The sequence below is a fragment of the Sphingorhabdus sp. Alg231-15 genome, assembly GCF_900149705.1.
Classification (GTDB): Bacteria; Pseudomonadota; Alphaproteobacteria; order Sphingomonadales; family Sphingomonadaceae; genus Parasphingorhabdus.
Genome location: NZ_LT703001.1, coordinates 758,569 through 783,711, shown reverse-complemented (window position 1 = coordinate 783,711; position 25,143 = coordinate 758,569). Strand labels below are relative to the sequence as shown.

General features: G+C 51.9%; 26 protein-coding genes. 16 read left to right on the top strand and 10 right to left on the bottom strand.

Annotation, left to right across the window (positions count from 1 at the left end; genetic code table 11):
• Positions 1-9: 9 nt before the first annotated feature.
• The gene (locus tag DG177_RS03750; protein WP_108810274.1) at positions 10-621 is read right to left on the bottom strand and encodes a hypothetical protein; all 612 of its coding nucleotides are present in this window, start codon (positions 619-621) and stop codon (positions 10-12) included.
• 216 nt (positions 622-837) lie between these two features.
• Positions 838-1,599 carry a crotonase/enoyl-CoA hydratase family protein gene (locus DG177_RS03745; RefSeq protein ID WP_108810273.1) on the bottom strand — a complete coding sequence of 254 codons (762 nt, stop codon included), beginning with the start codon at positions 1,597-1,599 and terminating at the stop codon, positions 838-840.
• 77 nt (positions 1,600-1,676) lie between these two features.
• Here DG177_RS03745 and DG177_RS03740 point away from each other — a divergent pair, with 77 nt between their 5' ends.
• Genes DG177_RS03740 through DG177_RS03730 form a run of 3 tightly spaced genes read left to right on the top strand, consistent with a single transcriptional unit; the run spans position 1,677 to position 3,653 of the window.
• The gene (locus DG177_RS03740; protein ID WP_337658485.1) at positions 1,677-2,282 is read left to right on the top strand and encodes a PadR family transcriptional regulator; all 606 of its coding nucleotides are present in this window, start codon (positions 1,677-1,679) and stop codon (positions 2,280-2,282) included.
• A complete protein-coding gene (locus DG177_RS03735) occupies positions 2,269-2,769 on the top strand; it encodes a hypothetical protein (protein ID WP_108810271.1) in 501 nt (166 codons plus the stop codon). Before DG177_RS03740 ends, DG177_RS03735 begins: the two co-directional genes overlap by 14 nt.
• Positions 2,766-3,653, top strand: a complete 888-nt coding sequence (locus DG177_RS03730; RefSeq protein WP_337658484.1) for a metal-dependent hydrolase — start codon at positions 2,766-2,768, stop codon at positions 3,651-3,653. Before DG177_RS03735 ends, DG177_RS03730 begins: the two co-directional genes overlap by 4 nt.
• A gap of 115 nt (positions 3,654-3,768) precedes the next feature.
• Here the strand turns inward: DG177_RS03730 and DG177_RS03725 are convergent, their stop codons facing one another.
• The 4 genes from DG177_RS03725 to DG177_RS03710 all read right to left on the bottom strand — a co-directional run bounded on the left by DG177_RS03725 (position 3,769) and on the right by DG177_RS03710 (position 6,315).
• On the bottom strand, positions 3,769-4,371 hold the full coding sequence (locus DG177_RS03725; RefSeq protein ID WP_108810269.1) for a hypothetical protein: 603 nt from the start codon (positions 4,369-4,371) through the stop codon (positions 3,769-3,771).
• 134 nt (positions 4,372-4,505) lie between these two features.
• Positions 4,506-4,949 carry a hypothetical protein gene (locus DG177_RS03720; RefSeq protein ID WP_108810268.1) on the bottom strand — a complete coding sequence of 148 codons (444 nt, stop codon included), beginning with the start codon at positions 4,947-4,949 and terminating at the stop codon, positions 4,506-4,508.
• A 179-nt stretch (positions 4,950-5,128) separates the two neighbouring features.
• Entirely contained in the window at positions 5,129-5,605 is a 477-nt protein-coding gene (locus DG177_RS03715) for a hypothetical protein (protein WP_108810267.1), read from the bottom strand.
• A gap of 221 nt (positions 5,606-5,826) precedes the next feature.
• Positions 5,827-6,315, bottom strand: a complete 489-nt coding sequence (locus tag DG177_RS03710; RefSeq protein WP_108810266.1) for a hypothetical protein — start codon at positions 6,313-6,315, stop codon at positions 5,827-5,829.
• Positions 6,316-6,644: 329 nt separating this feature from the next.
• Here DG177_RS03710 and trhA point away from each other — a divergent pair, with 329 nt between their 5' ends.
• Both trhA and trxB read left to right on the top strand, forming a co-directional pair.
• Positions 6,645-7,280, top strand: a complete 636-nt coding sequence (trhA, locus tag DG177_RS03705) for a PAQR family membrane homeostasis protein TrhA (protein WP_337658483.1) — start codon at positions 6,645-6,647, stop codon at positions 7,278-7,280.
• Between the two features lie 198 nt (positions 7,281-7,478).
• Positions 7,479-8,444 carry a thioredoxin-disulfide reductase gene (gene trxB, locus DG177_RS03700; protein ID WP_108810265.1) on the top strand — a complete coding sequence of 322 codons (966 nt, stop codon included), beginning with the start codon at positions 7,479-7,481 and terminating at the stop codon, positions 8,442-8,444.
• Here trxB and DG177_RS03695 read toward each other — a convergent pair whose 3' ends face one another.
• From DG177_RS03695 to DG177_RS03680, 4 genes are read right to left on the bottom strand one after another with little or no spacing between them, the layout of a single operon-like run.
• Positions 8,445-9,266, bottom strand: a complete 822-nt coding sequence (locus DG177_RS03695; RefSeq protein WP_108810264.1) for a hydrolase 1, exosortase A system-associated — start codon at positions 9,264-9,266, stop codon at positions 8,445-8,447.
• Positions 9,263-9,973 (bottom strand): hypothetical protein, encoded by a 711-nt coding sequence (locus tag DG177_RS03690; protein ID WP_108810263.1) that lies wholly within the window; start codon positions 9,971-9,973, stop codon positions 9,263-9,265. Before DG177_RS03690 ends, DG177_RS03695 begins: the two co-directional genes overlap by 4 nt.
• Positions 9,970-10,242 (bottom strand): phosphopantetheine-binding protein, encoded by a 273-nt coding sequence (locus DG177_RS03685; RefSeq protein ID WP_108810262.1) that lies wholly within the window; start codon positions 10,240-10,242, stop codon positions 9,970-9,972. The genes DG177_RS03690 and DG177_RS03685 overlap by 4 nt, the downstream gene beginning before the upstream one ends.
• A 43-nt stretch (positions 10,243-10,285) precedes the next feature.
• On the bottom strand, positions 10,286-11,317 hold the full coding sequence (locus DG177_RS03680; protein WP_108810261.1) for a GNAT family N-acetyltransferase: 1,032 nt from the start codon (positions 11,315-11,317) through the stop codon (positions 10,286-10,288).
• Positions 11,318-11,358: 41 nt separating this feature from the next.
• On the opposite strand from DG177_RS03680, the gene DG177_RS03675 reads away from it, so the two are divergent.
• The 11 genes from DG177_RS03675 (at position 11,359) to xrtA (ending at position 25,142) form a co-directional block, all read left to right on the top strand.
• Entirely contained in the window at positions 11,359-12,900 is a 1,542-nt protein-coding gene (locus tag DG177_RS03675) for an acyl-CoA ligase (AMP-forming), exosortase A system-associated (RefSeq protein ID WP_108810260.1), read from the top strand.
• A complete protein-coding gene (locus tag DG177_RS03670) occupies positions 12,897-14,132 on the top strand; it encodes a pyridoxal-dependent decarboxylase, exosortase A system-associated (protein ID WP_108810259.1) in 1,236 nt (411 codons plus the stop codon). The genes DG177_RS03675 and DG177_RS03670 overlap by 4 nt, the downstream gene beginning before the upstream one ends.
• A gap of 211 nt (positions 14,133-14,343) precedes the next feature.
• Complete coding sequence (locus DG177_RS03665; protein WP_443216431.1) at positions 14,344-14,961, top strand: XrtA/PEP-CTERM system exopolysaccharide export protein; 618 nt, start codon at positions 14,344-14,346, stop codon at positions 14,959-14,961.
• Between the two features lie 39 nt (positions 14,962-15,000).
• Positions 15,001-16,551, top strand: coding sequence for an XrtA system polysaccharide chain length determinant (locus tag DG177_RS03660; RefSeq protein ID WP_108810257.1), 1,551 nt, complete (start codon positions 15,001-15,003; stop codon positions 16,549-16,551).
• A 9-nt stretch (positions 16,552-16,560) separates the two neighbouring features.
• Entirely contained in the window at positions 16,561-17,478 is a 918-nt protein-coding gene (locus tag DG177_RS03655; RefSeq protein ID WP_108810256.1) for an AAA family ATPase, read from the top strand.
• A gap of 2 nt (positions 17,479-17,480) precedes the next feature.
• Positions 17,481-19,103, top strand: a complete 1,623-nt coding sequence (locus DG177_RS03650; protein WP_108810255.1) for a hypothetical protein — start codon at positions 17,481-17,483, stop codon at positions 19,101-19,103.
• 35 nt (positions 19,104-19,138) lie between these two features.
• Positions 19,139-20,425, top strand: a complete 1,287-nt coding sequence (locus DG177_RS03645) for an XrtA/PEP-CTERM system-associated ATPase (protein WP_108810254.1) — start codon at positions 19,139-19,141, stop codon at positions 20,423-20,425.
• Positions 20,406-21,302 carry an XrtA system polysaccharide deacetylase gene (locus DG177_RS03640; RefSeq protein ID WP_443216430.1) on the top strand — a complete coding sequence of 299 codons (897 nt, stop codon included), beginning with the start codon at positions 20,406-20,408 and terminating at the stop codon, positions 21,300-21,302. The genes DG177_RS03645 and DG177_RS03640 overlap by 20 nt, the downstream gene beginning before the upstream one ends.
• Positions 21,299-22,372: a FemAB family XrtA/PEP-CTERM system-associated protein gene (locus DG177_RS03635; RefSeq protein WP_108810253.1), complete on the top strand. Its 1,074-nt coding sequence runs from the start codon at positions 21,299-21,301 to the stop codon at positions 22,370-22,372. Before DG177_RS03640 ends, DG177_RS03635 begins: the two co-directional genes overlap by 4 nt.
• Positions 22,372-23,595, top strand: a complete 1,224-nt coding sequence (locus tag DG177_RS03630) for a TIGR03087 family PEP-CTERM/XrtA system glycosyltransferase (RefSeq protein WP_108810252.1) — start codon at positions 22,372-22,374, stop codon at positions 23,593-23,595. Before DG177_RS03635 ends, DG177_RS03630 begins: the two co-directional genes overlap by 1 nt.
• On the top strand, positions 23,592-25,142 hold the full coding sequence (xrtA, locus tag DG177_RS03625) for an exosortase A (protein WP_108810251.1): 1,551 nt from the start codon (positions 23,592-23,594) through the stop codon (positions 25,140-25,142). Before DG177_RS03630 ends, xrtA begins: the two co-directional genes overlap by 4 nt.
• Position 25,143: the final 1 nt, after the last annotated feature.

The following is a 25,143-nucleotide window of genomic DNA, read 5'->3' as shown; positions in this document are numbered from 1 at the left end:
ATTGATCATTTATTTTGACGGCTCGATTTGAAGGATCAACGGTTCCCCCTTGAAGCTGTGATAGCTGTCAAATTCACTCTCCAGCGCCGCCCGTTTTGCCCTTTTTGCGTTATCAAATGCGGGTAATTTATGCAGATAAGCAAAGCCAACGGGCGATAGCGCAAGATCAGCACAGTTTTTGTAATCCAACGCAAAGCGCATCAGTCCATAATCCACATATTCGGTTTTCGCCGCTGGCCGGCTGTCTTCCGATGCGCCTTCGCGCAGGGCATTTGTCTGGCCATGATAGAAAACCAATCCAATATTGGTGTAGTTTGCCGAAAAAGATCGATGCATTGTATCCAGTTGATATCTGTAGCGCGACAGGCTTTCAAAGCGTTCCGCCCGGCTCAAAACTGCGCGTTCCACATCCAATTGTTGAGAGCAAGCATCCGCAATACTCTCAATCAGAGTATCGGCTAACTCAAACTCGACATCAAATTCAGGAAGCGCCGGCTTTGGCGTCGCGCTGATCTCCTCGGCAGGGCCAACCAACATGTCGTCATCGACTCTCGGTTCCGTTGGTTGGGGTTGCCCATTTGCGAGCAATGACAGCAGCAATATTGGAAACCCAAAACTCATCTTACATCCTATGCTTCGCAGTGATTTCCGGAGGCAATTTCCGGTGACGATTCAGCTACGACAAGATCGATCAAATCGTGATGCGACAATCTTTCGCCCTTATGATGATTGTATTGTTGATAGTGAAGCATGGGAAGAACGGCAATGATCGATTATGGCTCTTGTTGTTGATGTCCGCTGCGGGTGCAAAAGGGGGAGGTTGGTTACAGAGCTTCTTCAGATATCGGCAAAATCTCCGCTCCGTCCTTTGCCGTCAGCAAACCGAGCAGCACCCGATGCGGCTCCAGCCCGAAGCGAGTCTTGGCCCACTTTATTTTCAAACTTGAGTGCGTCGCCAATTGGCAAGCTCCATTGCTTTTCCACGCTCACGCGGTCGTTGTTCATACATTCCTGCGGAAATGCCCCGAGCTGCTCCGCGAGCGCGATGGCTGAACTGAGAACATCTCCCCGCGATACGATGCGATTGACGAGACCAAAAGAAAGGGCTTCCTGTGCGCCTACGGCCCGGCCTGTCAAAATCATATCCAAAGCTCGGGACTGCCCGATTAAACGGGGTAATCGAACCGTTCCACCGTCGATCAGTGGCACGCCCCATCTTCGGCAATACACTCCAAAAATGGCTTCTTCGCTTGCGATGCGCAAATCGCACATGATTGCAAGTTCGAGCCCGCCCGCAACGGCATGGCCCTCAACAGCGGCAATGGAAGGTTTTTTGAGTTCCAACCAACTGGGCCCCATCGGAGCTTCTTTCTGAAAAGGTGCTTCGACAGCAGCGGCCTTCAGATCTGCTCCCGCGCAAAAATGCCCGGAAGCTCCAGTCAAAATATGAACCCTGACCGCATGATCCGCTTCGCTTGCCTCAAACGCCGTTTTTAGGGCCTCAGCGGTCTCAGGATCAACGGCATTGCGAGCTTCGGCGCGGTTAATGGTGATGATCTGCGTTGCGCCGCGGCGTTCTACCAACACTTTTTCTGACATTCTGCTCTCCTTGCTTCCAGCATAGAAACACTTTGACTCATATTCAACTTTTGTCATATATATTCCATTAGTGGAGTATGAAGGGGATTAACTTGTCGCTCAAATATACAATATTGGTAGCGCTCAGCGAGGGGCCTAAAACCGGCTATGATGTAGCCAAGCTGTTTGACAAGACGATTGGCTTTTTCTGGCGCGCGCGGCACTCGCAAATTTACCGAGAGCTGGCCAAGTTGAAAGATAGGCAATGGGTGACGTCGCAAGAAGTTGAGCAGTCGGGCAAGCCCAACAAGGTGGTTTTCACGATCACGGATGAAGGCCGTGCTGCTTTGTTCAACTGGTCTCGCGAACCCAATGAGCCGCAGGAACTGAAGGATGATTTCCTGATCCAGCTCTATCGCTTGGAGTCGATTGACCTTGAAGCCTTCCGAGAAAATCTGATGCTGCGACTGGAAAGCCACCGTGATCGCCATTCCAAATATCTGGCAAAATATGAGTTGCTGGAGGGCAGAGATTCTCTGTCGGACGTTGGCCAGAAGCTTGCCCTGGAAGTTGGCATCAGATGGGAAAGCGAATGGACCGATTGGTGCAGCAAAGCGTTGGAGCAGCTGAGCCCGGACGCCGTTGCCAAATTATCCAATGTTGTTCCGATAAAAGGAAAGGGAGAGAAAAATGCTGAACGATAAGAGAAGGGCGTTGCTCGTACTCAACGGGGTCGGGCTTTTAATTTCAGCGGCTCTGAGCGGATGGCTCTATTTCTTCTTCCTGCTGGGCGCACTCGATCTATGGCCACTTTTTACCGACATTCCAGTGGAAATTGGTGGCGATCGTCGTGCCTGGAATATGGCGCATCTGGAGGGCATTACCAATGGCCTGATCCTTATCGCATTAGCGGCCGCCGCACCATTTGTGACACTGGGTCCAAAAGGTCAGACTTGGCTATTCTGGTCATCGCTCACCTATGCCTGGTTGTTTACGCTACCGGCGATAGCCAATGCGGTTTTCAGCACCCGCGGTCTTGAATTTGGTGGCGGCCCGTTTCCAGGCGACGTGACGATCAACAACATCATCTACCTGTTCGGCTGGCCGCCCATTATCGCCGTGCATATCGGTTTCGGGCTTTTTGCATGGGGCGCATGGAAGAAATATCAATCACTGGAGTCGAAAGTATGAACGCTCGAGCAAAAGTCCCACATCCACAAGCCGGAGGTATCGTAGTTCGTGCCATTCCTTTCTCATTCGAAGAAGGTATTAATCCGGTTTGGCATCCAGGTCGGCCGGAATGGAGCCACATGGCAAACGGAGCATCCCTCACAATGCCTTATTTGGAACCTTTTCTGATCAAGACCGTGAGAGAGGCGCTGAAGAGTGCCAGCAACAAGCAACTGAAAGATGATGTCCACGGCTTCATGGCGCAAGAAGGCAATCATTTTCAAAATCACCGCCGCTACAACGAAATTTTGAAAACGCACTATCCTGAACTGGCAGATGTCGAAGACGCGATGACGGCGGAATATAAGAAATTCCAGAAGAAAAGCCTGCGCTGGCGATTGGCCTATACGGCGGGTTTTGAAACCATGACGATGGGCATGACCGAATGGCTCATTGAAGAGCGGCGGGATCTGTTCAAAAATGCTGATCCATCGGTGTCGTCCTTGATCTTGTGGCATATGGTCGAAGAGACAGAACACAAGAATGTCGCCTATGATCTCTATCAGGACTTATTTGGCAGCTACTGGCCCCGCACGTGGGGATTGATCTACGGCAGCTTCCATGTCGCTTGGGCAAGCCGCAAAGGCTATAACCGCATGCTTAAACGTGACGGCCTGTGGAACAGTTTCAGCAGTCGGCTACGACTATGGAAGATGGTTTCGCGTTTTCTGATCAAGGCCTCACCAGCCATGTTGCGCTCGCTGGTTCCCGGTTATCATCCCAGTAAGGTAAATGATCCCAATTGGGTGTCCCGCTGGACGCATGCATATGCTGATCTGCCAGAGGATATTATTCCGCTACTGGATACGAACGATCCCGATATTCCAGCGCAATTTGCGCGATAGATTTCGGCACTGGTTTACGCCCGATTTTGGAGTTTGAAGTCCTGCAGTTAGCGTCCGCTTTGGGCGCAAAAGCGGTCTCAATCGCCATCGGTTGAATTAATCGCTGTTTACAAATTCAATCTATCCATGGGTTCTCTCTCGCCATTCGTTGACCCTCTGATGGATCGAAAGGATCGTGCTTACATCCAAATTGTGAGCTGGCGAGTTTTGAACCATCAGTTACGGCAAGTCTTTCAGAGATTCGGTTGAGAACTCGCTTTTCACCATTTGTTTTTGTATTGCCTAAAGCGTCTTTCACTACAGCCTGCATCTCCTTGATCTGCTGCTGTGAAAGTGAGTTGGGGCATGGGAGGGTTTCGACCCAGCTCCCCTTGTCATCAAACACGATAAGATCATCAAAAAGATCTGCAGTCCAAGGCCAATAACCATGAAAGAGCATTTCATCGAATGTGGAAGAATATTCCAGTCCTCTGGATTTGTCAGAGTCTGCTGCATTAGATCCTTTGCATTGTGAGTCGACTAGTACACGGACTGAAACCCAGTCTTCATTTGCCATCCAAGCAACGCAACTATCTCCAACTGACTGGTCCCAAGTATAGATGATACCGTTCTTGAGTGACCAATCGGGAGAAGCATTCCACGGAATTTTCGTTGGGGCACAACTGACTAAACCAACAGACGACAAGATAATCATTATACGTATTGTTTTTTTGATCATAATTGAGGACATTTAACACGCGTATTGCCATTCCCCAACGCACAAAAGGGGAAGTCGGCTTATATTCTAATGTCCGCTTTCGGGATAAAGCGGTCATACCGCTAGCAGCCGGTTTCCACCCCAAATGCGGCCATTCAACCATGTTGCCGGGCATGGAGATACATTGAAAGCCGGCGTGCGTGATTTCCCCAATGAAAATACATTAAGCGAAAATACCAAGCTGCATCACCTGCTCCCAAGTTTTCATCGCGCCAAACAACTTCTTGCAGGTCATTTGTGATATCAGCGATATCATCAATGGCGTCTGCAAGTGTTTTTTTGTCGTCAGTTGTTTCTAGAGGGTCGGCTACCGGATAGTATCCAAGAGTAGGAAATCTGGCGGAAGCTTCTTTATACAGTTTGGGATAGTCGCTTTCCGGAGGATCAAGATCGATTTCGGCACAATCCGCAAACGGGACACTGTGCGAATGGTATAGCAGTTGATCGAGTGCGGCGCTCAACTCGGAATCGTCCGGTGGATTTCCATCCCATACAACCGTCAAAAAATGATCGGCAATTTTGGCAGCGGATTGTTTCATTATCGGTTTATTGCAGATGTTTTACGAAAAGCAATGACCGCAAACCAGCCAATTGCCGTTGTAGGGCATGCTGAATGCTAATGTCCGCTTTCGGGATAAAGCGGCCATGACTGTTGAGACGCAAATGCGGACGATAGGATATTCGACTTTGAGAACTTAGATCAGCTGCTACGTTAGCATTAAGGCAGTTCACCTAAGTAGGGGAACGCGCACCAAGACAACAGTGTAAAGAGGGAGAAGTTCGCCAGAAGAGTTCCAGTTCGAATTTTTCTCAAATGTGCGTAGATCGCTAAGCCGGTTACAATAGCAAATGATACAATATTCTCGATGGCGACGATTTGGGTATGTAACTCACCTTGATAACGTATTCCATAATCCCAGGCTCCGTAAATCGACCAAGCGTTTAAGGCACTGAACATCAAGCATAGGATTAAGACATATAAGGAGAATCTAGGTGATTTTATTCCTAGATGTAAAACCACGACGTAACATATAGGCATTAGAACAACAGCTAATGGCGGAATAATCCAAGCGAAAAGAATAATATATAGTGGAGTTGGGGTGTAAATGGTCACGCCCTGTATCAGTGCAAAACCACTAAGCAGCGTTAAAATGCCAGCTCCACCAAGTTTCCAAATGTTTTCTTCTGATATCATTCTTTCTTAGTCCTCAGTTAACTAGGGTTTTCCTAGGTGGCCAAGATTTGAAATCCCTAACCCTATTGATTGAACCAAACAACCAGATTGCTAATGTCCGCTTTCGGGATGAAGCGGTCGCAACGCTAATATCTGCTTTGGGCGCAAAAGCAGATATTAGAAAAAAGTACCGGTAGTTTCGCTTTCGCCCGAATTGCGGACCGCCCTAACCCTTGCCTTCGCTAGGATGGCGCGGGTGCTGAACGGACGGAAATGGGTTTAAGATCCCCCACCCTGTCGAAGCAACCTGCGCCTTCTGAACGACATTGATTAGTCGCCTCGCCGGTAATCACGACATAGCCGTTCGCGTAAAAATAGGCGCGCAAGTCGAAGAATGAGAACTGCGATCCGGGGCCAATTGAAATGGATGGATGATCGGGGAGTGGAATGCCTGATACGTCAGTGGCCCCTTCCTCCAGGGCGGCGCGCATATCTGACATTGCGCGATCCACGTCGTCAGACTCCTCTTTGTTCCGGTAGAGCATGCAGCTAAGCGCCTCACACTCGCTGAGATAGCCAGTAACCATGACTGTTTGACCGTTCAGTTGATCTATCTGCGCAATAAATTCTTCGACTGTAGTCGGCTTCTTCGTCGTGGCACTGCCACACGCCACTGTTGCAAGCGCAAGAAGTAGCCCGACAAAGGGCCGGAAAATTGAAGATGCCTCCATCTTTCGAGCATACTGGCAACAATGTCCGCAATCCACCCCAATTGCGGTCTTGAATAGAGGCCAAAGCTAATGTCCGCTTTCGGGATAAAGCGGACATTCGATGGTATCGGAATTGAATGACCACTAGTGAGTTTCATTCTTCGTTCGTAGCCGGACGACTGCCATCTTTTGGAAAGGTCACCATATTCCAGAACTGCGTTGAAGATGACGGGTATGCGAGAATCTTAAGGGCGCTCTTGCGGGCAATGGGCAAGCAATTGTTATTTATTAGGTGACTGTCCGCAATAAATATGCTGACACACAGTCCCGTCTCCAATGATTATATGCGAATGTATCCCACTCCTAACAAACTTGAGCGCCGCGCCGATCTGATTGTCCATGCCATAGGTTTGGTATTGATTTTGGTTGGCGGCCTGGCATTGCTGATGCAGGCTGCTGCTGGGCATGGTCTGGCAGTGATCGGAGCGTCGGGAGTCTATGTGATCTGTGTGATATTTTCTCACGTCATTTCCATGTTCTATCACTTGTCGCCATATCATGATCTACGGCTTACGCTGCGCCGAATAGATCATGCTGCGATCTATCTGACGATCGCCGGAACGTTCACCCCGCTTTTTGTTCTGGCGAATACGGAGTTTAGCTTGCTTATTCTCACGATCGTTTGGGTGCTGACAATCCCTGCGATGCTGTACAAGATATATGGCAAGAATCTGGATTCGCGATGGTCCCTTGCTTCCTATCTCGGCTTGGGATGGATGGGCATAATCGCTGTGCCAGATTTGCTAGAAATACTGCCTGGACTATCGCTTTTTGCAATGGTGGCAGGCGGCGTCTTCTATTCTCTTGGCACGATTTTCTATGCCCGCAAGACATATCCGTTTCGATATTCCATTTGGCACGGTTTCGTGATGATGGGTGGAGCGTCTTTCTTCATCGCTATTTGGGTGGCCCTTTCGGTAGGCTGAGAACTAGCCAGATCAAGCGGCAAGCGCTTTATCTATCGTCATTCCAACTTTCGCTGGAATGACGGAACGGGTGGGAGGAGTTTTTATTGGACCTCAATAGTTCTCATATCTGTGCCAACAGCGATTCTTCTCTTGTGGCCCCTTGCCGAGAGCGGCCTTGCATCCTTATGTGGAAGAAAACGAATCTAGGATGGAAATATGACCGAAACACATCGTACAAAAATGCTGATCCTGGGCTCCGGCCCCGCGGGCCTGAGCGCTGCCATCTATGGCGCACGCGCTGGCTTGGAACCGATTGTGGTACAGGGGCTGCAACCGGGCGGTCAGTTGACCATCACCACCGACGTGGAAAACTATCCCGGCTTTCGCGATGTCGTGCAGGGACCCTGGCTGATGGAAGAAATGCAGGCGCAGGCGGACAAGGTCGGCACGCGGACCATGTTTGACACGATTGTCGATGTCGATATTTCACAGCGTCCTTTCCGGATGACCGGCGATGGTGGCACGGTTTATGAAGGTGACACATTGGTCATTGCGACCGGTGCGCAGGCCAAATGGCTGGGTGTACCGGGGGAAGAACAGCTCGGCGGCAAGGGTGTTTCGGCCTGTGCCACCTGTGACGGCTTTTTCTATCGGGGCAAGAAAGTGGTTGTGATCGGCGGTGGTAATACTGCGGTCGAAGAAGCACTCTATATGACCAATCACAGTGATGACGTGACGCTGATCCATCGTCGTGACAGCTTGCGTTCGGAGAAAATCCTGCAGGACCGCTTGTTTGCCAACCCGAAAATCACCGTATTGTGGAACAAGACGGTCGAGAAATTTGTTGGTGGCGGTGATCCCGAGGGGCTGGTTGGTGTTGACCTCGTTGATACGCAGACCGGCGAGAAGAGCCATCTGGCCACTGACGGTGCGTTTGTCGCTATCGGCCATGCGCCCGCGACCGAGATTTTCAAGGATCATCTTGAGCTAATTGACGGCGGTTATATCGAAGTCGAGCCGGGCACGCCCAAAACCAAGATCCCGGGCCTCTTTGCCTGCGGTGATGTGATGGATCACGTCTATCGGCAGGCTGTGACAGCGGCAGGCACCGGCTGTATGGCTGCTCTGGATGCCGAGCGGTTTCTGGCTGAGGAAGAATTTGAGTTGCTCGCAGCCGAATAGTCAGGCGTTTTCGAGCATCTCGAGTATCTGGCTATCCAGCCAACGTTCCGAAGGATCATCGGCAAAGCTGTGCGAAGCGCTATCCAGTGAAGCGATTGTGATCTGCGGCGAGCTTCTGGTTTTGCGAAACCCCTTGCTGTCCCATGCCGCAAGAAACGCGCGGGCCGTGGTGTCCCGGTTGGCCAACACGATATGGCAAGGCTTGGCTAACCGGTTCAACCCGGTTTGAAGTTGAACAGATAAGTTAGTATTTGTTTGTTTTTGAATGGCTTGTTTAAGTCCATTAGCAAGTTTTCTGAGATTAATCTTACCGGTTAGCAGGTCGATAATCGATTGTGGATTCTTCAACCGTTCCCAATAGCGCGACCGTATCGCCGAGGGTGGTGGGGCAGTGGGCGCATCGGATGCAGGTTCAGAATTTTCGATCACCCAGGGATTGGCAAGGATGAAGCCATCAATGGCGACTTGGGCGCCAAACAACGCCAAGGCGGATGAGGCATCGCAATTACCAAAGGCGACAATTTTTTCGATGTGCGGACTGGATTTGTGAAAACAGGCAAGAGCCGATTGAATGTCGGCCTGCGTTTCGAGAAATCCCCGATTTGCCCCGCTGCTGTCTCCGATACCACGGCGATCATAGCGGAAAACAGGGAAGCCTTTCTCGGCCATGCGAGCGGCCAGTTTTGCCATACCGGCATGGGCTCCAGCGCGGATTTCATTGCCGCCGCTGACGATCAGCAGGCCGGTTGTCAATTGGCCATGATCAAGCGTTCCTGCGAGCAATTGATCTTCGCACACAAATTGATGAAAGGACCGCGTCATGCGCGAACCCACGCGGCGAGACTGTCCGCAATGACACCGGACAGCAGCAGATCTTCACCGGGCTCAGCCCGCAGCCAGAGCGCGGAACCGGCGAGTTTGGCGTCCGCAGCGCGCGTGCTGCTTTCCAATTGAACAGTGTGGACATTTTCCACAGCGATTGGTGCGGCTTCTTCCAGCTCAGAAAAGAGCGCAGATCCTATGCTGTTGCCTGCAAGATTAACACTGCCGCTGCGGGCTTCGGTGGTAATTTGCGCCATATCGGTTGATAGCCCGGCCTCTTTGTCGGACGCAATCCGGGTGCGCATCATGGTTCTTAACAGAGTTGAGCCCTTGACCGGAGAAAACCTCCATATCCGGACATCATCGGCAAAGCTGTCAATCAAACATCCCCCGCGAAAGGCAGCGATTGAAGGCGTGGACGGGTATTGGGTCAGGCAGGCGAGTAGAGCGTTTCGCCAGATCGCCAGACTGGCCAGATCAGCGGGAAACAAGCTTTCATTGGTGCCGGGGAGGTCCGGCAGGACGCTGCCTATGCTCTTGCTGTCCAGCAACCGCATGACATCCAGCATCATCCGCCGCATGCGGTTCATTTCATCGAATAGAGGCGGGATCAGGAAGATAGTCCGGCTATGCTGAGCACCTGCGATCAGACACAGTTCGTCACGGCCGTCAAACTGGTAACTCGAAAATTCGAGCGTTGCCGTCACCCAGCGACCTTCATCTCTGCAAAGGCGACCAAGTTGCCGAAGGTTTCGAACAGCTCGCCGTCGACTTCATCATCCTCGATCATGATATCCAGACGATCTTCAAGCTCAGTGAGCAGTCCGGCCACAGCCATGCTGTCGAGCTCAGGTAAAGCTCCGAAAAGCTCAGTATCCGCGGTAAAGGCGCTGACTTGCGCGGCATCCAATCCAAGAATGTCCTGCATTACGGCACGGACTGCGGCTTCTGGCGCCAAATCAAGATTTTCCGACATCAACAAACCCCCGACTCCGGACAACGGCGCTTCCCTAAAGCGATCAGCGCTTTCCTACAAGGGCTGACATCTGGTATCTCAGTATAGATAGCCAGGAAAGGGGGTTATTGGGCCAAAACATCTCCAGGCGATATCTCGGACGAACATCTTCCATCCATTCGCGTTTGTAAGGATCGTTACCGGTACCGAAATCGATCAATTTAACGCGGTCAACATCTATGGCCTGCTGAAACATGGCAACGGATAGCAAAGTACCGGGCGATGATTTCGTGGCATCCTCGACATGGGCGAGTTTGTGGATCAGGGCTTCTCCATTTTCGACCGTCCAGAATTGTGCGGCAACGGGATTGCCATCAATATAAGCAAGGCCAAGACGCAGACATCCGGCTTCGGCCTCTTGTTTAGCCAGATTCTTAAGGAAATCAGGATTCCCTTCTTCCGGCTTCCAGCTTTTTGCATAGACATTGAGATAATCATCCCAATGTTCGCCTGAAAATTCCGTTTCGATGCGGATGGATACGATATTCTTTTTTGCCTTACGGCGGACCGTATTACGCAATCTGCCGGGACGGTCTGCCCAATATTGATCGAAAGTCCGGCCGTTAACAGACAGGATATGATTGTCATCTGCTTTGGATCTGAAAACCAGCCAGCCCGCCTGTTCAAAGGCTCTTTTGGTCAGACTGGCAGCCTGATCTTCTTCAGGTACAGGCGCGATTTCGATGCGATGACAATGGGAGGTCAATGTTTTGGCGATATTGGCAAGCAAGGCCAATTTGGTGACTTCATCATAGTCGCCGGTGAAAATGGGCCGATATGTAAAATTATACCAGTTGGCGAGGGCGGTGTAGCGTCCCAAGCCCTTTTTCATGAGGAAAAACCAAGCTTGCGCCTCGTTTTCAGCGCTTTGGACAATCAGGGGTTTATTGTCTGGCAAACACAATTCGTGCAGATGACGCAACCACTCAAACCGATCAAAAAGCGATCTTTGATCACTCCGACCAAGTTTTTCACCCGCTACCGCTTGCGCAGACTGGAAGTTATCGTGATATTCACTGTTCATAGCCAAGGTCATATCTGTCACAATTTTGTTCTTTTTCCCATAGGTACAAGCATTTGAACAAACCAGTCACAAACGCTGCATTCCCACTGGATCGTCTTGCCCTTGGCAAGGATCCAGAGGCAACAGCATTGGTCACCCGCTCGGGGTCTCTTAGCTATAAGATGTTAAATCATCGTGTTGGTTTGCTGGCCCGCTGGCTTCTGGGGCAGAATTTTGACCGAGGTGATCGGATAGCTACATGGCTGCCAAAGACCGAACTTGCCTGTATCATGCCACTAGCAGCGGTTAGAGCAGGGCTAGTGCATGTACCGATCAACCCGGTTTTGAAGCCCGCACAGGTGCAGCACATCATTGCAGACAGCGGTGCAAAGCTATTGATTACCAACAGGGGGCGGGTGAAGTCGCTTGATGGTGAGCCTATCGATCACGGCTGTACAATCCAAGAAGATGTCTTGGTCGCAACCGAATTTGAGGCGATATCCGACCCTTTGGAGCCGAGTGAAAAAGACTCGGATACTGAGGCCTTGGCGGCAATATTATATACCAGTGGATCGACCGGCCGACCGAAAGGGGTCATGCTGAGCAATGCCAATCTCAGTCTGGGTGCGGTAAGTGTTGCAAGCTATCTGAAGCTGGGACTGGATGATCGCACCCTATGCGTATTGCCCCTGAGTTTCGACTATGGACAAAATCAATTGCTCTCGACCTGGTATGCCGGTGGTTGCGCCTTTCCTCTGGATTACCTGACACCGCGTGATGTGACCAAGGGTTGTGCCCGTCACGAGATTACCACGTTGGCGGCGGTTCCACCGCTTTGGGTGCAACTTGTTGATCAGGATTGGCCGGAAGAAGCATCGCGATCCATGCGGCGCCTGACCAATAGCGGTGGAGCTTTGACACCGCCGCTGGTGAAGCAGTTGCGGTCTATTTTTGGCAGGAACACAGATATTTATGCGATGTATGGTTTGACCGAGGCATTTCGGTCGACCTATCTTGATCCGGTTCTTATAGACGATAATCCCACCAGCATGGGGACTGCAATTCCGTTTGCCGAGATCATGGTAGTTGGATCAGATGGTGTTGTTGTCGCCGCTGGTGAAGAAGGTGAATTGGTTCATGCCGGGCCGCTGGTGGCCGAAGGATATTGGCAGGATGCCGAGAGAACTGCTGAGCGTTTCAAACCGGCTCCGATTGAGTCGGAATATGGCGGGACAGCAGTATGGTCAGGAGATACAGTCCGGCGAGATAAAGACGGTTTGCTCTATTTTGTCGGGCGGACCGACAATATGATAAAAAGTTCTGGCAATCGGATCAGCCCTACCGAAATCGAAGAGGTTGCGATTGAATCTGGCTTTATAGCAGAAGCAGTCGCTATTGGTGTTGCTGACGAGCGGCTTGGGCATGCCATCTGCCTGTTTGTGCGCGCGAAGGATGACTCAGACGATCGAGATATTGAAGAGGATTTGCGGAAATATATGAAACGGAATTTACCGAATTTTATGCACCCTCGCGATATCAGGCTGTTGAAGGAATTTCCCAAAAATCCGAATGGCAAGATCGACCGCAACGCTTTGGCAGAGAATGAAAAATCATGAGTAAAGTCAAACCGGTCGGTCCGATACCCCAAGGCTATGATTGTCTTGATGGAGAGCTAGCGATAAGCGGTTCGAAAGTGAGCGCCCTTGTGTCCGAGCATGGTTCACCATTGTTCGTTTATTCGAAACGTCTGCTGGACCTCCGGATGGAGTGTTTGCGGAATGCTATGCCGGGCTCATTGCACATTCATTATGCGATGAAGGCCAATCCTTATGCGCCCGTGCTTTCGCACATGGTCAAGCTCTCTGATGGTATTGATATCGCATCAGGCGGTGAACTGGCCATGGCTTTGAAAGCGGGGGCACAGGCCAATAAAATAAGCTTTGCGGGACCAGGCAAGCGTGATGATGAATTGCTTGCGGCCATTGAAGCCGGGGTAACCATCAATATTGAATCGCCTAGTGAATGTGATCGCGCTTTGGCTATCGGGACGAAAGCTGGGTTAGAGCCGCGCCTGGCCATCCGCGTTAATCCGGACTTTGATCTGAAGGGGTCTGGCATGAAAATGGGAGGCGGAGCCAAGCCCTTTGGCATGGATGCCGACCTCGTTGCGCCGACCGTGCACAAGATTGTTGAAGCAGGGGCGCATTGGCGTGGATTTCATATCTTTGCCGGGTCTCAAGCCTTGAAAGCGGATGCGATCGTCGAAACACAGGCGCAGACAATAGCATTGGCGGCACGTCTGGCTGAGGCGATTGGTCAGGGTCCAGAGCATGTCAATCTGGGTGGAGGCTTCGGGATTCCTTATTTTCCGGGCGATGAGCCCGTGGACGTGGGCCTGATCGGCGATGCTCTGGAAAAACAGCTAGCCGACCTACCGAAAATATTATCAAAGACACAATTTGCGCTTGAGCTTGGGCGGTTCCTTGTCGGCGAGGCTGGTGTCTATTTGACTCGGATTGTCGATCGCAAGGAGAGCCGGGGTGAAACATTTCTGGTCACCGACGGCGGATTACATCATCAACTGGCCGCCAGCGGTAACTTCGGGACTGTTATCCGGCGGAACTACCCCGCTGCGATCGCATCCCGATATGATACTCCTGCGGACGAGGTCGTGTCGATCGTGGGGTGTCTTTGCACACCGCTGGATATGCTGAGTGACCGAGTGCAACTACCTGTGGCTCAGGTTGATGATATTGTCGCCATATTCTGCGCTGGTGCATATGGCGCAACCGCCAGCCCGGCAAATTTTCTAGGGCAGGGGCCGGCAAAGGAGATTTTGGTTAGTTGAGTTGGCGGGATTCGATAATCCCATGAAAACAGCCAAATATTAACCCTAATTTCAATCAATCCTAACGCTATCTTCACTATTTTCGCCGATAGCATTCTCGTGATTATGTGTGATTGGCCCATTTCCTCGTGGAATCGGCTGGTCCGCAATGGCTGTTTACGAGGAAATGAAAATGACTGCTGCGTTCAAAAACCGAAAGCTACCGAAATATATGATCGGTGCTGGATTGGCCTCTCTTGCAGTGGCCGGATGTGCAGGTACATCTTCGGGGCCGCAGCTTCCGCCAGCGTCTTTCGTTTCCATGCAGGAAGGCCCCGGTGAAGAATATGTTATCGGACCCTTGGATGAGCTGACCATTTTCGTCTGGCGCAACCCGGAACTGGGCGCGAAGGTTCAAGTGCGCCCTGATGGCCGGATTACCACGCCGCTGATTACCGACATGCCCGCTGTAGGCAAAACGCCCGCCATGCTGGCTGAAGACCTGAAATTGCAATTGTCCGAATATATCAACGAGCCACTCGTTTCGGTAATCGTCAATAACTTTTCGGGCACCTTCTCTCAGCAAATCCGTGTGGTCGGTGCGACAGAAAAACCAGCCTCGATACCCTATCGTGCAAACATGACATTGCTCGATGCGATGATTGCTGTCGGCGGCCTTTCAGAATTCGCATCCGGCAATAAAGCCCGGCTTGTTCGCTATAATCGGGGGACCGGCAAGCAGCAGGAATATGCTTTGCGCATCGGTGATCTGCTCGATCGCGGTCAAACCAAGGCCAATGTGATGCTGCGGCCCGGCGATGTGATCATCATTCCAAAGAGCATGTTTTAATTTGCGCTTGCACCAATTCTATAGGGATCGAAAAGACCAATGAACGGCCTTTATGATGAATTTCGAGTAGCAGTGCACAGCGTCTGGAACCGGCGCTGGCTGGCATTGGCGGTCGCCTGGGGCATATGCCTTTTGGGTTGGCTGGTCGTTGCGCTGATCCCGAACAGTTACGAGTCCAAAGCACGCGTATTCGTCGAGATGCAGTCCATCTTGTCGGATAAAGTCGGTATCGAATCTCGTGACCGCAAAAGAAATATGGATCGGGTGCAGGAAACGCTGGCATCCACGATAAACTTGGAGAAAGTGGTTCGTGGGACGGATTTGAACCTCTCGGTTGCTAGCGATCGCGAATTGGCCGGCAAGGTCGAGATGCTTCGCAAGAATATCGAGATTAAATCGGAAAAGGACAATCTTTTCGAGATTACAGCGACAGCGTCTGTGGGCAATCTATCGGATGCTGAAAATGCGGTTCTGTCCCGTGAAATTGTGCAGAAGATGATCGACATCTTCGTGGAAGAAAACCTTTCCGGCGACCGGGACGAAACCAGTCAGACACTGAAATTTCTTGATGCACAACTCGCAAATAGAGAGAAAGCTTTGCAAGAAGCTGAGCAAAAACGGGTCGAGTTCGAGACAGAAAATCTGGGACTATTGCCTGGGGTCGGGTCCATCAGTCAGCGGATCGAAGCCTCTCGAGCAGAACTCAGCCAGATTGAATCACAACTGGCTTCGGCTTCCAGTTCTCTGGCGGCGCTCAACGGCCAGCTTGCAGGAACACCGCCAACCATTGCAACACCCGGATTTGGTGGAGCCAGTTCCGGCGGAGGCGCACGCGGACAATTGGCGCAGGCGCAAGGGCAATTGGCCTCTGCGCGCGCACGAGGATGGACCGACAGTCATCCCGATATCATTGCGATGAAGAGCCAGATTGCAGCCCTTCGGGCGCAGGTTGCCGCACAACCCAAAGGTTCAGGCGGTTCGGGCTATCGTACACCAAATCCTGCCTATAGTTCGTTGCAAAGCATGCGAGCCGAACGCCAGGCATCGGTTGCCGCGCTCCAGGCCCGTAAGAATGCCATCCAGGCTGACATGGCTCAGCTGGCATCAAAACAGTCGCTGGAACCTGGTGTTGCAGCAGAGATGGCGCGGATTAATCGCGACTATGACGTGTTGAAATCTCAATATGACAAAATGCTCCAGGATCGTGAGCAGATCAAGTTGCGCGGACAGGTCGAATCAGAAACGGACTCGGTTAAGTTCAAGGTTATCGATCCCCCGTCTAGTCCACGCTCACCTGCAGCACCCAACCGGCCTCTTTTGCTGGCGATGGTGTTGTTTGTAGGCATTGGTGGCGGTGTCGGCGCATCCTTCGCCATGGGGCAGTTGCAGACCAGCTACCCGACATCGGCAAAACTGGAAAAAGCCAGTGGATTGCCTGTCATCGGATCGGTGTCCCAGATCTTGACCAGTGGTCAGCGTGTCATCCGGCAAAAGAAAATGCGGTTGTTTTACAGCGCGGGCGGCGCCTTGTTTGGTGTTTTTGCGCTGTTGATGGTCGTGGAATTTATCCAGCGCGGCATGGTGGCTTGAGGAGAGAACATGAACAAGTATAATCCCCTCAATAAATCAAGTTCTCTGCTGGAACGCGCAGCACAGATCTATGACTATGTTCCTTCTAAGACGGGAGGTCCTGAACAAAATTACGGACCCGAGATACTAGCGCCGGAAGCTAAGAAGCAGCAGGTCGTACGGACACCGTCCCGAAACCAGCCTGTTTATGATGGACCGCGGGTCATCGTTGATCGCGATAAATTGCGGGAAGCTGGTTTCGTTGTGCCTGATGGTCCGGTTACGGGCATTTCCGAAGAATTCCGTATCATTAAACGTCAACTACTGATGGCCGCCAAGGGCACAAGCAAACAGGCTGCATTGCCTCATGGTGAGCGCATCTTGATTTGTTCCGCTCATCCAAATGAGGGTAAGACTTTTTGCGCATTGAATCTCGCACTCTCGATTGCTGCGGAGAAAGACAATGAAGTGCTGCTGGTCGATGCGGATTTTGCCAAACCGAGCATATTGTCCAGCCTTGGCCTGGAAGGCAGCAAGGGATTAATGGATGCGCTGGCCGATCCGCAATTGCCAGTTGAACAGTGCATTATCCACACTGACATTGCCGGTCTTGCCATTTTACCAGCGGGTGAACAGACTAACGCGGACACCGAATATCTCGCTTCTTCTCGTACACAGGAAGTGCTCAATCGGTTGACCCAGCATAACCCCAACCGGATTGTTATTTTTGATTCCCCGCCTGCTTTGTCGGCATCACCGGCATCGGTGCTTGCGACTCATGTCGGGCAGGTCGTGATGATCGTGAAAGCAGACGAAACAACTGAAACAGCCTTGCGCGACGCGCTTAGCCTGATGGCCGGCTGCGACAATATCCAATTGCTCCTGAACGGCACGAAATTCTCGCCGACAGGTCGGAGCTTTGGATCCTATTATGGATATGGAGAGTAACAGTGACCAGCCGTAAACCCATGCGTATGTTGAAATTCGGGGCGCTGTTTTCGCCGCTGATGATTGTGGCTGTACAGCCAGCGCAAGCCAAGGATCGTAATGTTGAAGTAACGCCCTATCTGGAAGTTCAGCAGGTTCTGGTGGCCGATCTGAAAAACGGTTCAGACGTTCTGACTTATACGACTGTTGCTGCAGGTATTGAAACTTCCATTCAGACTCGCCAGGCGGAAGCACAGGTCAATTTGCGCTATGAGCGGCGTTTCTTCTATGAAGATGACATCGGCGACGATGACATATTGAGCGGCCTGGCTCGGGGTAGTGTTCAGGTTGTTCCCAATGTGTTGGCACTCGAGGCCGGCGGTATTGCAACACGCAGCCGTATCGATATTCGCGGTGAAGCGCCGTCCAATACGGTTGGCAACATAGACAATGTAACCCAAGTCTATTCGGTATATGCTGGGCCATCCTTATCGACAAATATCGGCGCACTGGATGTGAATGCCAACTACCGCGTTGGGTATACAAAGGTTGAAAGTGAAGATACCGGTATATTGCCGCCTGGTCAGTTGCCGATTGATATTTTCGACGACTCAGTCAGCCATTCGGCTAGCGCCAGCGTTGGCATGAGTCCGGGTGATCTGCCGTTTGGTTGGTCTGTCGGTGCAGGTTATGAACGTGAAGATGCCGGGCAATTGGATCAGCGTTTCGAGGGCAAATATGTTCGCGCCGATGTAACGGTTCCGGTGACGCCAACGGTCGCGCTTGTCGGCGGTGTTGGTTATGAAGATATTGAAATTTCCGAACGCGATGCGCTGCGGGATGTTAACGGCGATCCAGTGGTCGACAATGACGGCCGCTTGGTGACTGATGAAGCGTCTCCTCGCCTGCTGTCTTATGATGAAGACGGACTGATTTGGGATGCTGGTGTGCTGTGGCGTCCTAGCCGGCGGACCTCTCTCGAGGCGCGTGTCGGACGCCGCTATGGCAGCACGACCTATGCTGGTAGCCTTGGCTATCAACCGAACGAGAACACATCGCTGAATGTGTCGGTCTATGACACTGTGTCGGGCTTTGGTAATTTGCTGAACGACAACCTGGCGTCATTGGGGACCAGTTTTTCCAGCAGCCGCAATCCGCTAAGTGGCGAACTTAATGGATGTGCTTTTGGCCAGACGAGTAGCCTGTGTTTCAATGATGCTCTGCAATCGGCAGCGTCTTCTTCGTTTCGCGCGCGCGGTGTGAATGCCCAACTCGCATATGGTTATAATGGATGGAATACTGCGGTAGCGGCAGGCTATTCGCGCCGTCGTTTCTTCGCTTCACAACTGGGCGGATTATCAAGTGTCGATGGGCTGGTGGACGAAAACTACTATGCCAACCTGTCAATTGGCCGCCAGATTGATGCCCGCTCCAGCTTTGATACCAATGTCTACGCAAACCTTCTGGATAGTGGTTTTGCAGGCGCGCCCAATGTGCTCGCTCTGGGCGCAAATGCGGCCTATTATCGTCAGATCATACCAGGTCTGACCGGTACTGCAGCGGTTGGCTTGGATAGCTTTCAACAGGATGGTTTTGATAGCGAACTTACAGCCTCTGCGCTGCTCGGACTACAATATGAATTTTAAACACATCACCGCAAGAGTAGGTGGGAGATACCAGTATGTATGAAGAATTTTATGGATTGAAAAGTCGGCCATTCCAGCTGACCCCGGATCCGCATTATTATTTTGAAAGCCTGACCCACCGAAAGGCTTTGTCTTACCTGGGCTATGGTCTTGCGCAGGGTGAAGGTTTCATTGTCATCACGGGTGATGTCGGTGCCGGCAAAACGACTTTGGTCAGTCATTTGATGGCAACCATCGATCGCGAGCGATTGGCCGCAGCGAATGTTGTGACCACTGCTTTGGACAGTAAGGATATTGTGCGCGTCGTTGCGAACAACTTCGATATTGAAACCGAAGGCATGGACAAGGCGCAACTGCTCAGTGCTTTTGAAGAATTTCTGCACAGTGAAGCGCGTGCGGGACGGCGGTGTTTGCTGATCGTTGATGAATCGCAAAATCTGCCTACCAGCGCTCTGGAAGAGCTGCGGATGTTGTCCAACTTCCAATTAGGCGGGCAGGCATTGCTGCAGATATTCCTTCTCGGCCAGCCTGAATTCCGAGACCTGTTACAAGGCTCTGATCGACTGGAGCAGCTACGCCAGCGGGTGATTGCCAACCATCATCTTGAACCGATGGAAGCGCATGAAATTGAGCCCTATATTACGCACCGACTAGCGAAGAGCGGTTGGTCTGGGCGTCCCAAAATCACATCCGATGTCTTCTCTTTGCTCTATAGTGAAACCGGAGGTGTGCCGCGCAAGATCAATACGCTGATGAGCCGTGTCTTGCTTATGGGAGCTGTCGAGCATGCTGAGCTTATTGATCAAGCTTTGGTTGGCCGGGTACTCGCCGACCTGAACGGGGAAGAAGTCGACATTGTCGAGCCTGAGATTGAATTTGATCCAGCGACTGCAAAAAGCCCGTTGTGGGAGAAACCTGCTCGTGCGGCCGAAAAGCAGGTCGAACCCGAACTGGTTTCGGTTCCAGAAGAGTTTACGCCTGCAGCGCCAGTTGCTGATGCGGAATTGCAAAGCGCACTAACAAGCAGTTCTGAGGAAGCGTCAGATGATCATGAAGTTCTGCCTTTCAGACATGCGGATAGCGTTCCTGTGCAGGAGGTTGAAGAGCCCGTCGCTGTAAATCCATCACCGGTTGCCCAGCCTGTATCAGACGATGCAACAGCAGACAGCATGGGGATCATATCCAAAAGGCTAGCTGCGATTGAATCCCGTATGGATAATCAGGACGAAAGTCTGCATCGTGTATTGACGATGCTTGTCGACTGGGTCGAAAGCGACATCCGAAGCAAGGAAAGCTATGTCAATGCAGGACGCGCGGCCTGAACCCATAGAAAAGGCGAGAAAAGCAAATGCTTTGCTCAATGCTATGTCGGTGGATATCGAAGACTGGTTTCAGGTCGGAGCCTTTGAAACGGTCATCGATCGTGCCGATTGGGACGGCTTGGAACATCGTGTTGAACGCAATAGCAATGCGGTTCTCGATCTTTTCGAAGAAGTCGGAATCAAGGCAACTTTTTTTACGCTCGGCTGGGTAGCAGAACGTTATCCCAAGTTGATGCAACGCATCGTTGAAGCGGGGCATGAGGTCGCCAGTCACGGCTATGATCATGCGCGCGTTTTTACAATGACTGCGGAGCAATTTCGAGATGATCTGAAGCACAGCCGGAAAATCCTCGAAGACACGTGCGGACGAGCTGTGACCGGATATCGTGCGCCAAGCTTCTCCATCGACGAACGCACACCATGGGCACATGAGATATTGGCCGAGCAGGGGTATCTTTATTCATCCAGTGTCGCGCCGATCAGGCATGATCATTATGGTTGGGCAGGCTCACCGCGTTTTGCCTGGAAGCCGGTGGCAGGATCGGATTTGATAGAGTTGCCGGTTACGACGGTAAAAGTCGGGAATCGGGTTCTGGCATCAGGAGGCGGCGGGTTTTTTCGGCTGCTGCCATACGTGCTCTATGATCGAGCTATTCGTAAGATGCACAAGGATGACGGACGTGGTGCAATCTTCTATTTCCACCCTTGGGAAATTGACCCGCAGCAACCACGGGTTGGCAATGCGCCGCTCAAGTCGAAGCTGCGTCATTATACCAATCTGGGAATCATGCGTTCCAAACTTGTCCGTGTCGGTAGAGATTTCCGTTGGGGAAGAGTGGATGAACTCGCCTCTTTGGAGGCGGAGCTAGCGCAATGAACATGCCTTTCTCACTCAAGGCGTTAGACGTTCGTGTTTTGGATCAGGACGATCCGAACGAACTGGCGCGCATTGACAAGTTTGTCCAAGAACATGTTCAGGGCACCGCTTTCCATCGACCAGCCTGGATGCGGGCCGTTTCTAAGGCTTGCGGGCATGAATGGTGTTACATGTTAGCGGAGAACAGCCAAGGCGATATCGAGGCTCTGTTGCCAATGCATCTGATCCATTCTGCGTTATTCGGACGCGCATTAGTCTCATCGGGCTTCGCTGTCGGCGGAGGCGTGCTGAGCACAAGCGATCAGGCAACTCAAATGCTGGCCGATGCAATATGGGATTTTGCCGAGAGACATAGCTTTCCAACAGTTGAGTTACGCGGCGGATCTAGTCCCGGCGAGAACTGGCAGAACAAGGACGGTATCTATGCGGGCTTTGTGACCGACCTTGCCACGAGTGATGACGAGCAATTGCTCGCCATACCACGTAAGCAACGCGCAGAGATTCGCAAAGGCCTGAAGAACGATCTTGCCATCCGGATCGGTACCAGCGAGCAGGATCGCGCGGATCATTATGCTGTATACGCAGAAAGCGTGCGTAACCTTGGAACGCCGGTTTTCCCCGAAGCATTGTTTAACGAAATTCTGGAAGCGTTCGGACCTGATGCGGACATTCTGACCGTGTCGGATGATGATAAGCCTGTGGCCAGTGTCTTGAGCCTATATAACAAGGGGATTGTAATGCCCTACTGGGGTGGAGGCACGTTCGATGCGCGCCGCCTTCGGGCCAATGATGTGATGTACTATGCGCTGATGATCCATGCCCGTGAAAGGGGTTGCCAGCGTTTTGATTTTGGCCGTTCCAAGGTGGGTACGGGAGCCTTCTCGTTCAAGAAAAACTGGGGCTTTGAACCGGAGCCTTTATCCTATGCAATCAGGACTGCAGATGGCGAGGCTGCGCGCGACGTTAATCCGCTGAGCCCGAAATACCGAATGCAGGTTGCTCTGTGGCAAAAGCTTCCGCTTTCCATAGCAAATCGACTGGGACCGCTGATCGCAAAAGGCCTTGGCTGATGGGTGAGATTTTATTCCTGACCCACCGCGTGCCGTGGCCGCCCGATCGCGGCGATAAGATTCGCGCACACCATATACTGCGAAAACTAATGGAATATCGGTCAGTACATCTGGCCTGCTTCGCTGATGATGTAATGGAAGAAGCTGCAGCGAGTGATATCAAGCAAGCTCTCGCATCGATGCAGATTGTCCGACGACGCAAGCCCAATTGGTGGGCGGGAATACAGGCCCTCACTTCCGGAAGGCCCGTCTCGTTGACGGCATTCGAGAGTGCGGAGATTCGCAACTATGTCCGTGACACAATTTCGACACGAACAATTGACTGCATATTCGTTTTTTCCGGTCAGATGGCACAATTTATTCCGGCGGAATTTTTGGGCAAGGTGATCATGGATTTCGCCGACGTCGATAGCGCCAAATTTGAAAGCTTTGCCACTGAGGGGTCTGGTCCGATGAGTTGGATCAATCGGCGCGAAGGGAAACTATTACGGTCTTTCGAGAAGAAGATAGGCAAGCGCGCTGACCACTCGCTCTTTGTTAGTGAAGCCGAAGCGCAACTGTTCCGGCAACGCTCGGATCTCGATGGTCAAAAAGTTCGGGCGGTTGGTAACGGGATTGATCTGAATTTCTATGATCCTGCAAAAGTCGCCGCAATGGAGCTTCCATTTGAAGGGCCACTGATCGTCTTTACCGGACAGATGGATTATCGTCCAAATGTCGAGGCTGTTACCAGCTTCGCGAAAGAGGTGATGCCCAAAATCCTCGCGCAACATCCCGATGCGCAATTTGCGATTGTAGGTCGGGCGCCGACGCCGGATGTGTCTCGATTGGATGGATTGAACAGCACGATGGTTATGGGTAGCGTTGACGATATACGGTGTTGGCTAAAGGCTGCCGATATCGTCGTTGCACCTCTTCGCATGGCGCGTGGTATCCAGAACAAAGTTCTCGAAGCGATGGCGATGGGAAAGCCAGTCGTGGCTTCCGCTCCCGCAGCGCAGGGTATTGCCGCGATTAACGGCGAGCATTTTTATGTCGCCGACGATGTGCAGCATGAAGCAATGCTGGTTTGCGAACTATTGTCAAATATCGAAAAGCGCAAAGCGCTTGGCGACAAGGCTAGCGCGTTGATTCGCTCTGATTATAGTTGGACAACTCAGCTTTCTGATATTGCCAGCCTATGCGGTATTGATGGGGAAAAACTGCTCGAGGCGGCGGAATGAACAGCGCTGCAATCAATCAACAGATAGGCGAGGGTGCAGAGGCATCTAACGATGGTCTTTGGACAAAGCATCTGTGTCAGTTGGGCTTGGCGGTTGCGGCAATCCTGATAGTGTTTTGGCGTGATGGCCTAGCGATGCTTGACGCTTGGTGGAATGTGTCGACCTATAATCATTGTCTCCTGATTGGTCCGATCATTTTCTGGCTGGTGCAACAGCGGCGCGAGGAGCTGGTGAAAATTGCACCTGCGATTTGGACTCCGGGATTGTTCTGGATGGGGTTGGCGGCTGCCGGTTGGTTACTTGGCGAAGCGGCTGGAGTGTCATTCGCCAAGCATCTAGGTCTGCTCATGATGCTGCAAGGAGCGGTCATCACGTTACTGGGTCGTAGGGTAATGCGTGGATTGATCTTCCCGCTTTTTTATAGCTTTTTCCTCGTGCCCTTTGGCGAGGAATTTGTACCGCTTCTGCAGACCATCACCGCGAAAATGTCGATGGTCTTTCTTGGCTGGGCGAATATTCCTGCCTTTATCGACGGTGTTTTTGTTTCGACACCCACCGGCTATTTTGAAGTGGCGGAGGCCTGCTCCGGTGTGAAATTCTTGATCGCAATGATCGCCTATGGTGCGCTGGTCAGCAACATATGTTTCCAGAGCTGGCAGCGGCGAGCGGCCTTTATGATTGCAGCGCTGGCGGTGCCAATCATCGCCAATGGCATCCGGGCGTTTGGAACAATTTATATTGCGCATCATACGACAACTGATTTCGCAACGGGCTTTGATCATATCTTCTATGGCTGGTTCTTCTTCGCTTTCGTGCTTGCCCTGGTCATGATCATTGGGTGGCCGTTTTTTGATCGCAAGATTGACGAGCCAATGATCGATGGCGATGCAATCGCGCGAAGCCGGGTAACCGGATCAAAGCTGTCGCCGAGCCACGCCATGATCGCAATGACGGCGATGATTGCAGCACCGGTATTGTGGACAGCGGCATTGGCAGCGCAAAGCTCGCCGGTGCCGGACAAGATCGCTCTACCAAAAGTCGCTGGCTGGGAGCGCGTTGACTATCGTCCGCAATTCGACTGGCAGCCGCGATTTGATGGTGCCAATCATCAATTGCTCGGCCGTTATCACCATGCGTCCAGCGGTGCAGAGGTTGATCTCGCCATTGCCGTATATGATCGGCAGGAAGATGGCCGCGAGATTGTTGGCTATGGTCAGGGTGCCTTTGATCCTGGAACGGACTGGTCCTGGAGCCGGGATCTGACGGCGCCTGCTTCGGGCAAGGCGATACAAATAACAGCTCCCGGCCCGGTGGTTCGCGATGTGCAAACCTTCTATCGGATCGGTAACATACTGACCGGAAGCGGATCGGCCGTGAAGCTCGAAACGTTAAAAAGCAAATTGCTCGGCGGTAATCAGCAAGCAGTGACCATATTGATATCTGCTGAGAAGATTGATGAAGCCGGGCCAGCTGCTGCCATGAGCGATTTTCGCGAGGCGCTCGGGCCGCTCGATAAATTGGCTGACGAAATGGCAGGTCTGCGCTAGG

Excerpts from the sequence above, each read along its gene's own strand:
- DG177_RS03720 (WP_108810268.1), bottom strand. The coding sequence starts at position 4,949 with ATGAAACAATCCGCTGCCAAAATTGCCGATCATTTTTTGACGGTTGTA.
- DG177_RS03655 (WP_108810256.1), top strand. The coding sequence starts at position 16,561 with ATGAACAAGTATAATCCCCTCAATAAATCAAGTTCTCTGCTGGAACGC.
- DG177_RS03680 (WP_108810261.1), bottom strand. The coding sequence starts at position 11,317 with ATGACCTTGGCTATGAACAGTGAATATCACGATAACTTCCAGTCTGCG.
- trxB (WP_108810265.1), top strand. The coding sequence starts at position 7,479 with ATGACCGAAACACATCGTACAAAAATGCTGATCCTGGGCTCCGGCCCC.
- DG177_RS03630 (WP_108810252.1), top strand. The coding sequence starts at position 22,372 with ATGGGTGAGATTTTATTCCTGACCCACCGCGTGCCGTGGCCGCCCGAT.
- DG177_RS03745 (WP_108810273.1), bottom strand. The coding sequence starts at position 1,599 with ATGTCAGAAAAAGTGTTGGTAGAACGCCGCGGCGCAACGCAGATCATC.
- DG177_RS03645 (WP_108810254.1), top strand. The coding sequence starts at position 19,139 with ATGTATGAAGAATTTTATGGATTGAAAAGTCGGCCATTCCAGCTGACC.
- DG177_RS03730 (WP_337658484.1), top strand. The coding sequence starts at position 2,766 with ATGAACGCTCGAGCAAAAGTCCCACATCCACAAGCCGGAGGTATCGTA.
- DG177_RS03660 (WP_108810257.1), top strand. The coding sequence starts at position 15,001 with ATGAACGGCCTTTATGATGAATTTCGAGTAGCAGTGCACAGCGTCTGG.
- DG177_RS03750 (WP_108810274.1), bottom strand. The coding sequence starts at position 621 with ATGAGTTTTGGGTTTCCAATATTGCTGCTGTCATTGCTCGCAAATGGG.
- DG177_RS03725 (WP_108810269.1), bottom strand. The coding sequence starts at position 4,371 with ATGATCAAAAAAACAATACGTATAATGATTATCTTGTCGTCTGTTGGT.
- DG177_RS03640 (WP_443216430.1), top strand. The coding sequence starts at position 20,406 with ATGCAGGACGCGCGGCCTGAACCCATAGAAAAGGCGAGAAAAGCAAAT.
- DG177_RS03635 (WP_108810253.1), top strand. The coding sequence starts at position 21,299 with ATGAACATGCCTTTCTCACTCAAGGCGTTAGACGTTCGTGTTTTGGAT.
- DG177_RS03710 (WP_108810266.1), bottom strand. The coding sequence starts at position 6,315 with ATGGAGGCATCTTCAATTTTCCGGCCCTTTGTCGGGCTACTTCTTGCG.
- xrtA (WP_108810251.1), top strand. The coding sequence starts at position 23,592 with ATGAACAGCGCTGCAATCAATCAACAGATAGGCGAGGGTGCAGAGGCA.
- DG177_RS03715 (WP_108810267.1), bottom strand. The coding sequence starts at position 5,605 with ATGATATCAGAAGAAAACATTTGGAAACTTGGTGGAGCTGGCATTTTA.
- DG177_RS03695 (WP_108810264.1), bottom strand. The coding sequence starts at position 9,266 with ATGACGCGGTCCTTTCATCAATTTGTGTGCGAAGATCAATTGCTCGCA.
- DG177_RS03685 (WP_108810262.1), bottom strand. The coding sequence starts at position 10,242 with ATGTCGGAAAATCTTGATTTGGCGCCAGAAGCCGCAGTCCGTGCCGTA.
- DG177_RS03740 (WP_337658485.1), top strand. The coding sequence starts at position 1,677 with ATGAAGGGGATTAACTTGTCGCTCAAATATACAATATTGGTAGCGCTC.
- DG177_RS03665 (WP_443216431.1), top strand. The coding sequence starts at position 14,344 with ATGATCGGTGCTGGATTGGCCTCTCTTGCAGTGGCCGGATGTGCAGGT.
- trhA (WP_337658483.1), top strand. The coding sequence starts at position 6,645 with ATGTATCCCACTCCTAACAAACTTGAGCGCCGCGCCGATCTGATTGTC.
- DG177_RS03670 (WP_108810259.1), top strand. The coding sequence starts at position 12,897 with ATGAGTAAAGTCAAACCGGTCGGTCCGATACCCCAAGGCTATGATTGT.
- DG177_RS03735 (WP_108810271.1), top strand. The coding sequence starts at position 2,269 with ATGCTGAACGATAAGAGAAGGGCGTTGCTCGTACTCAACGGGGTCGGG.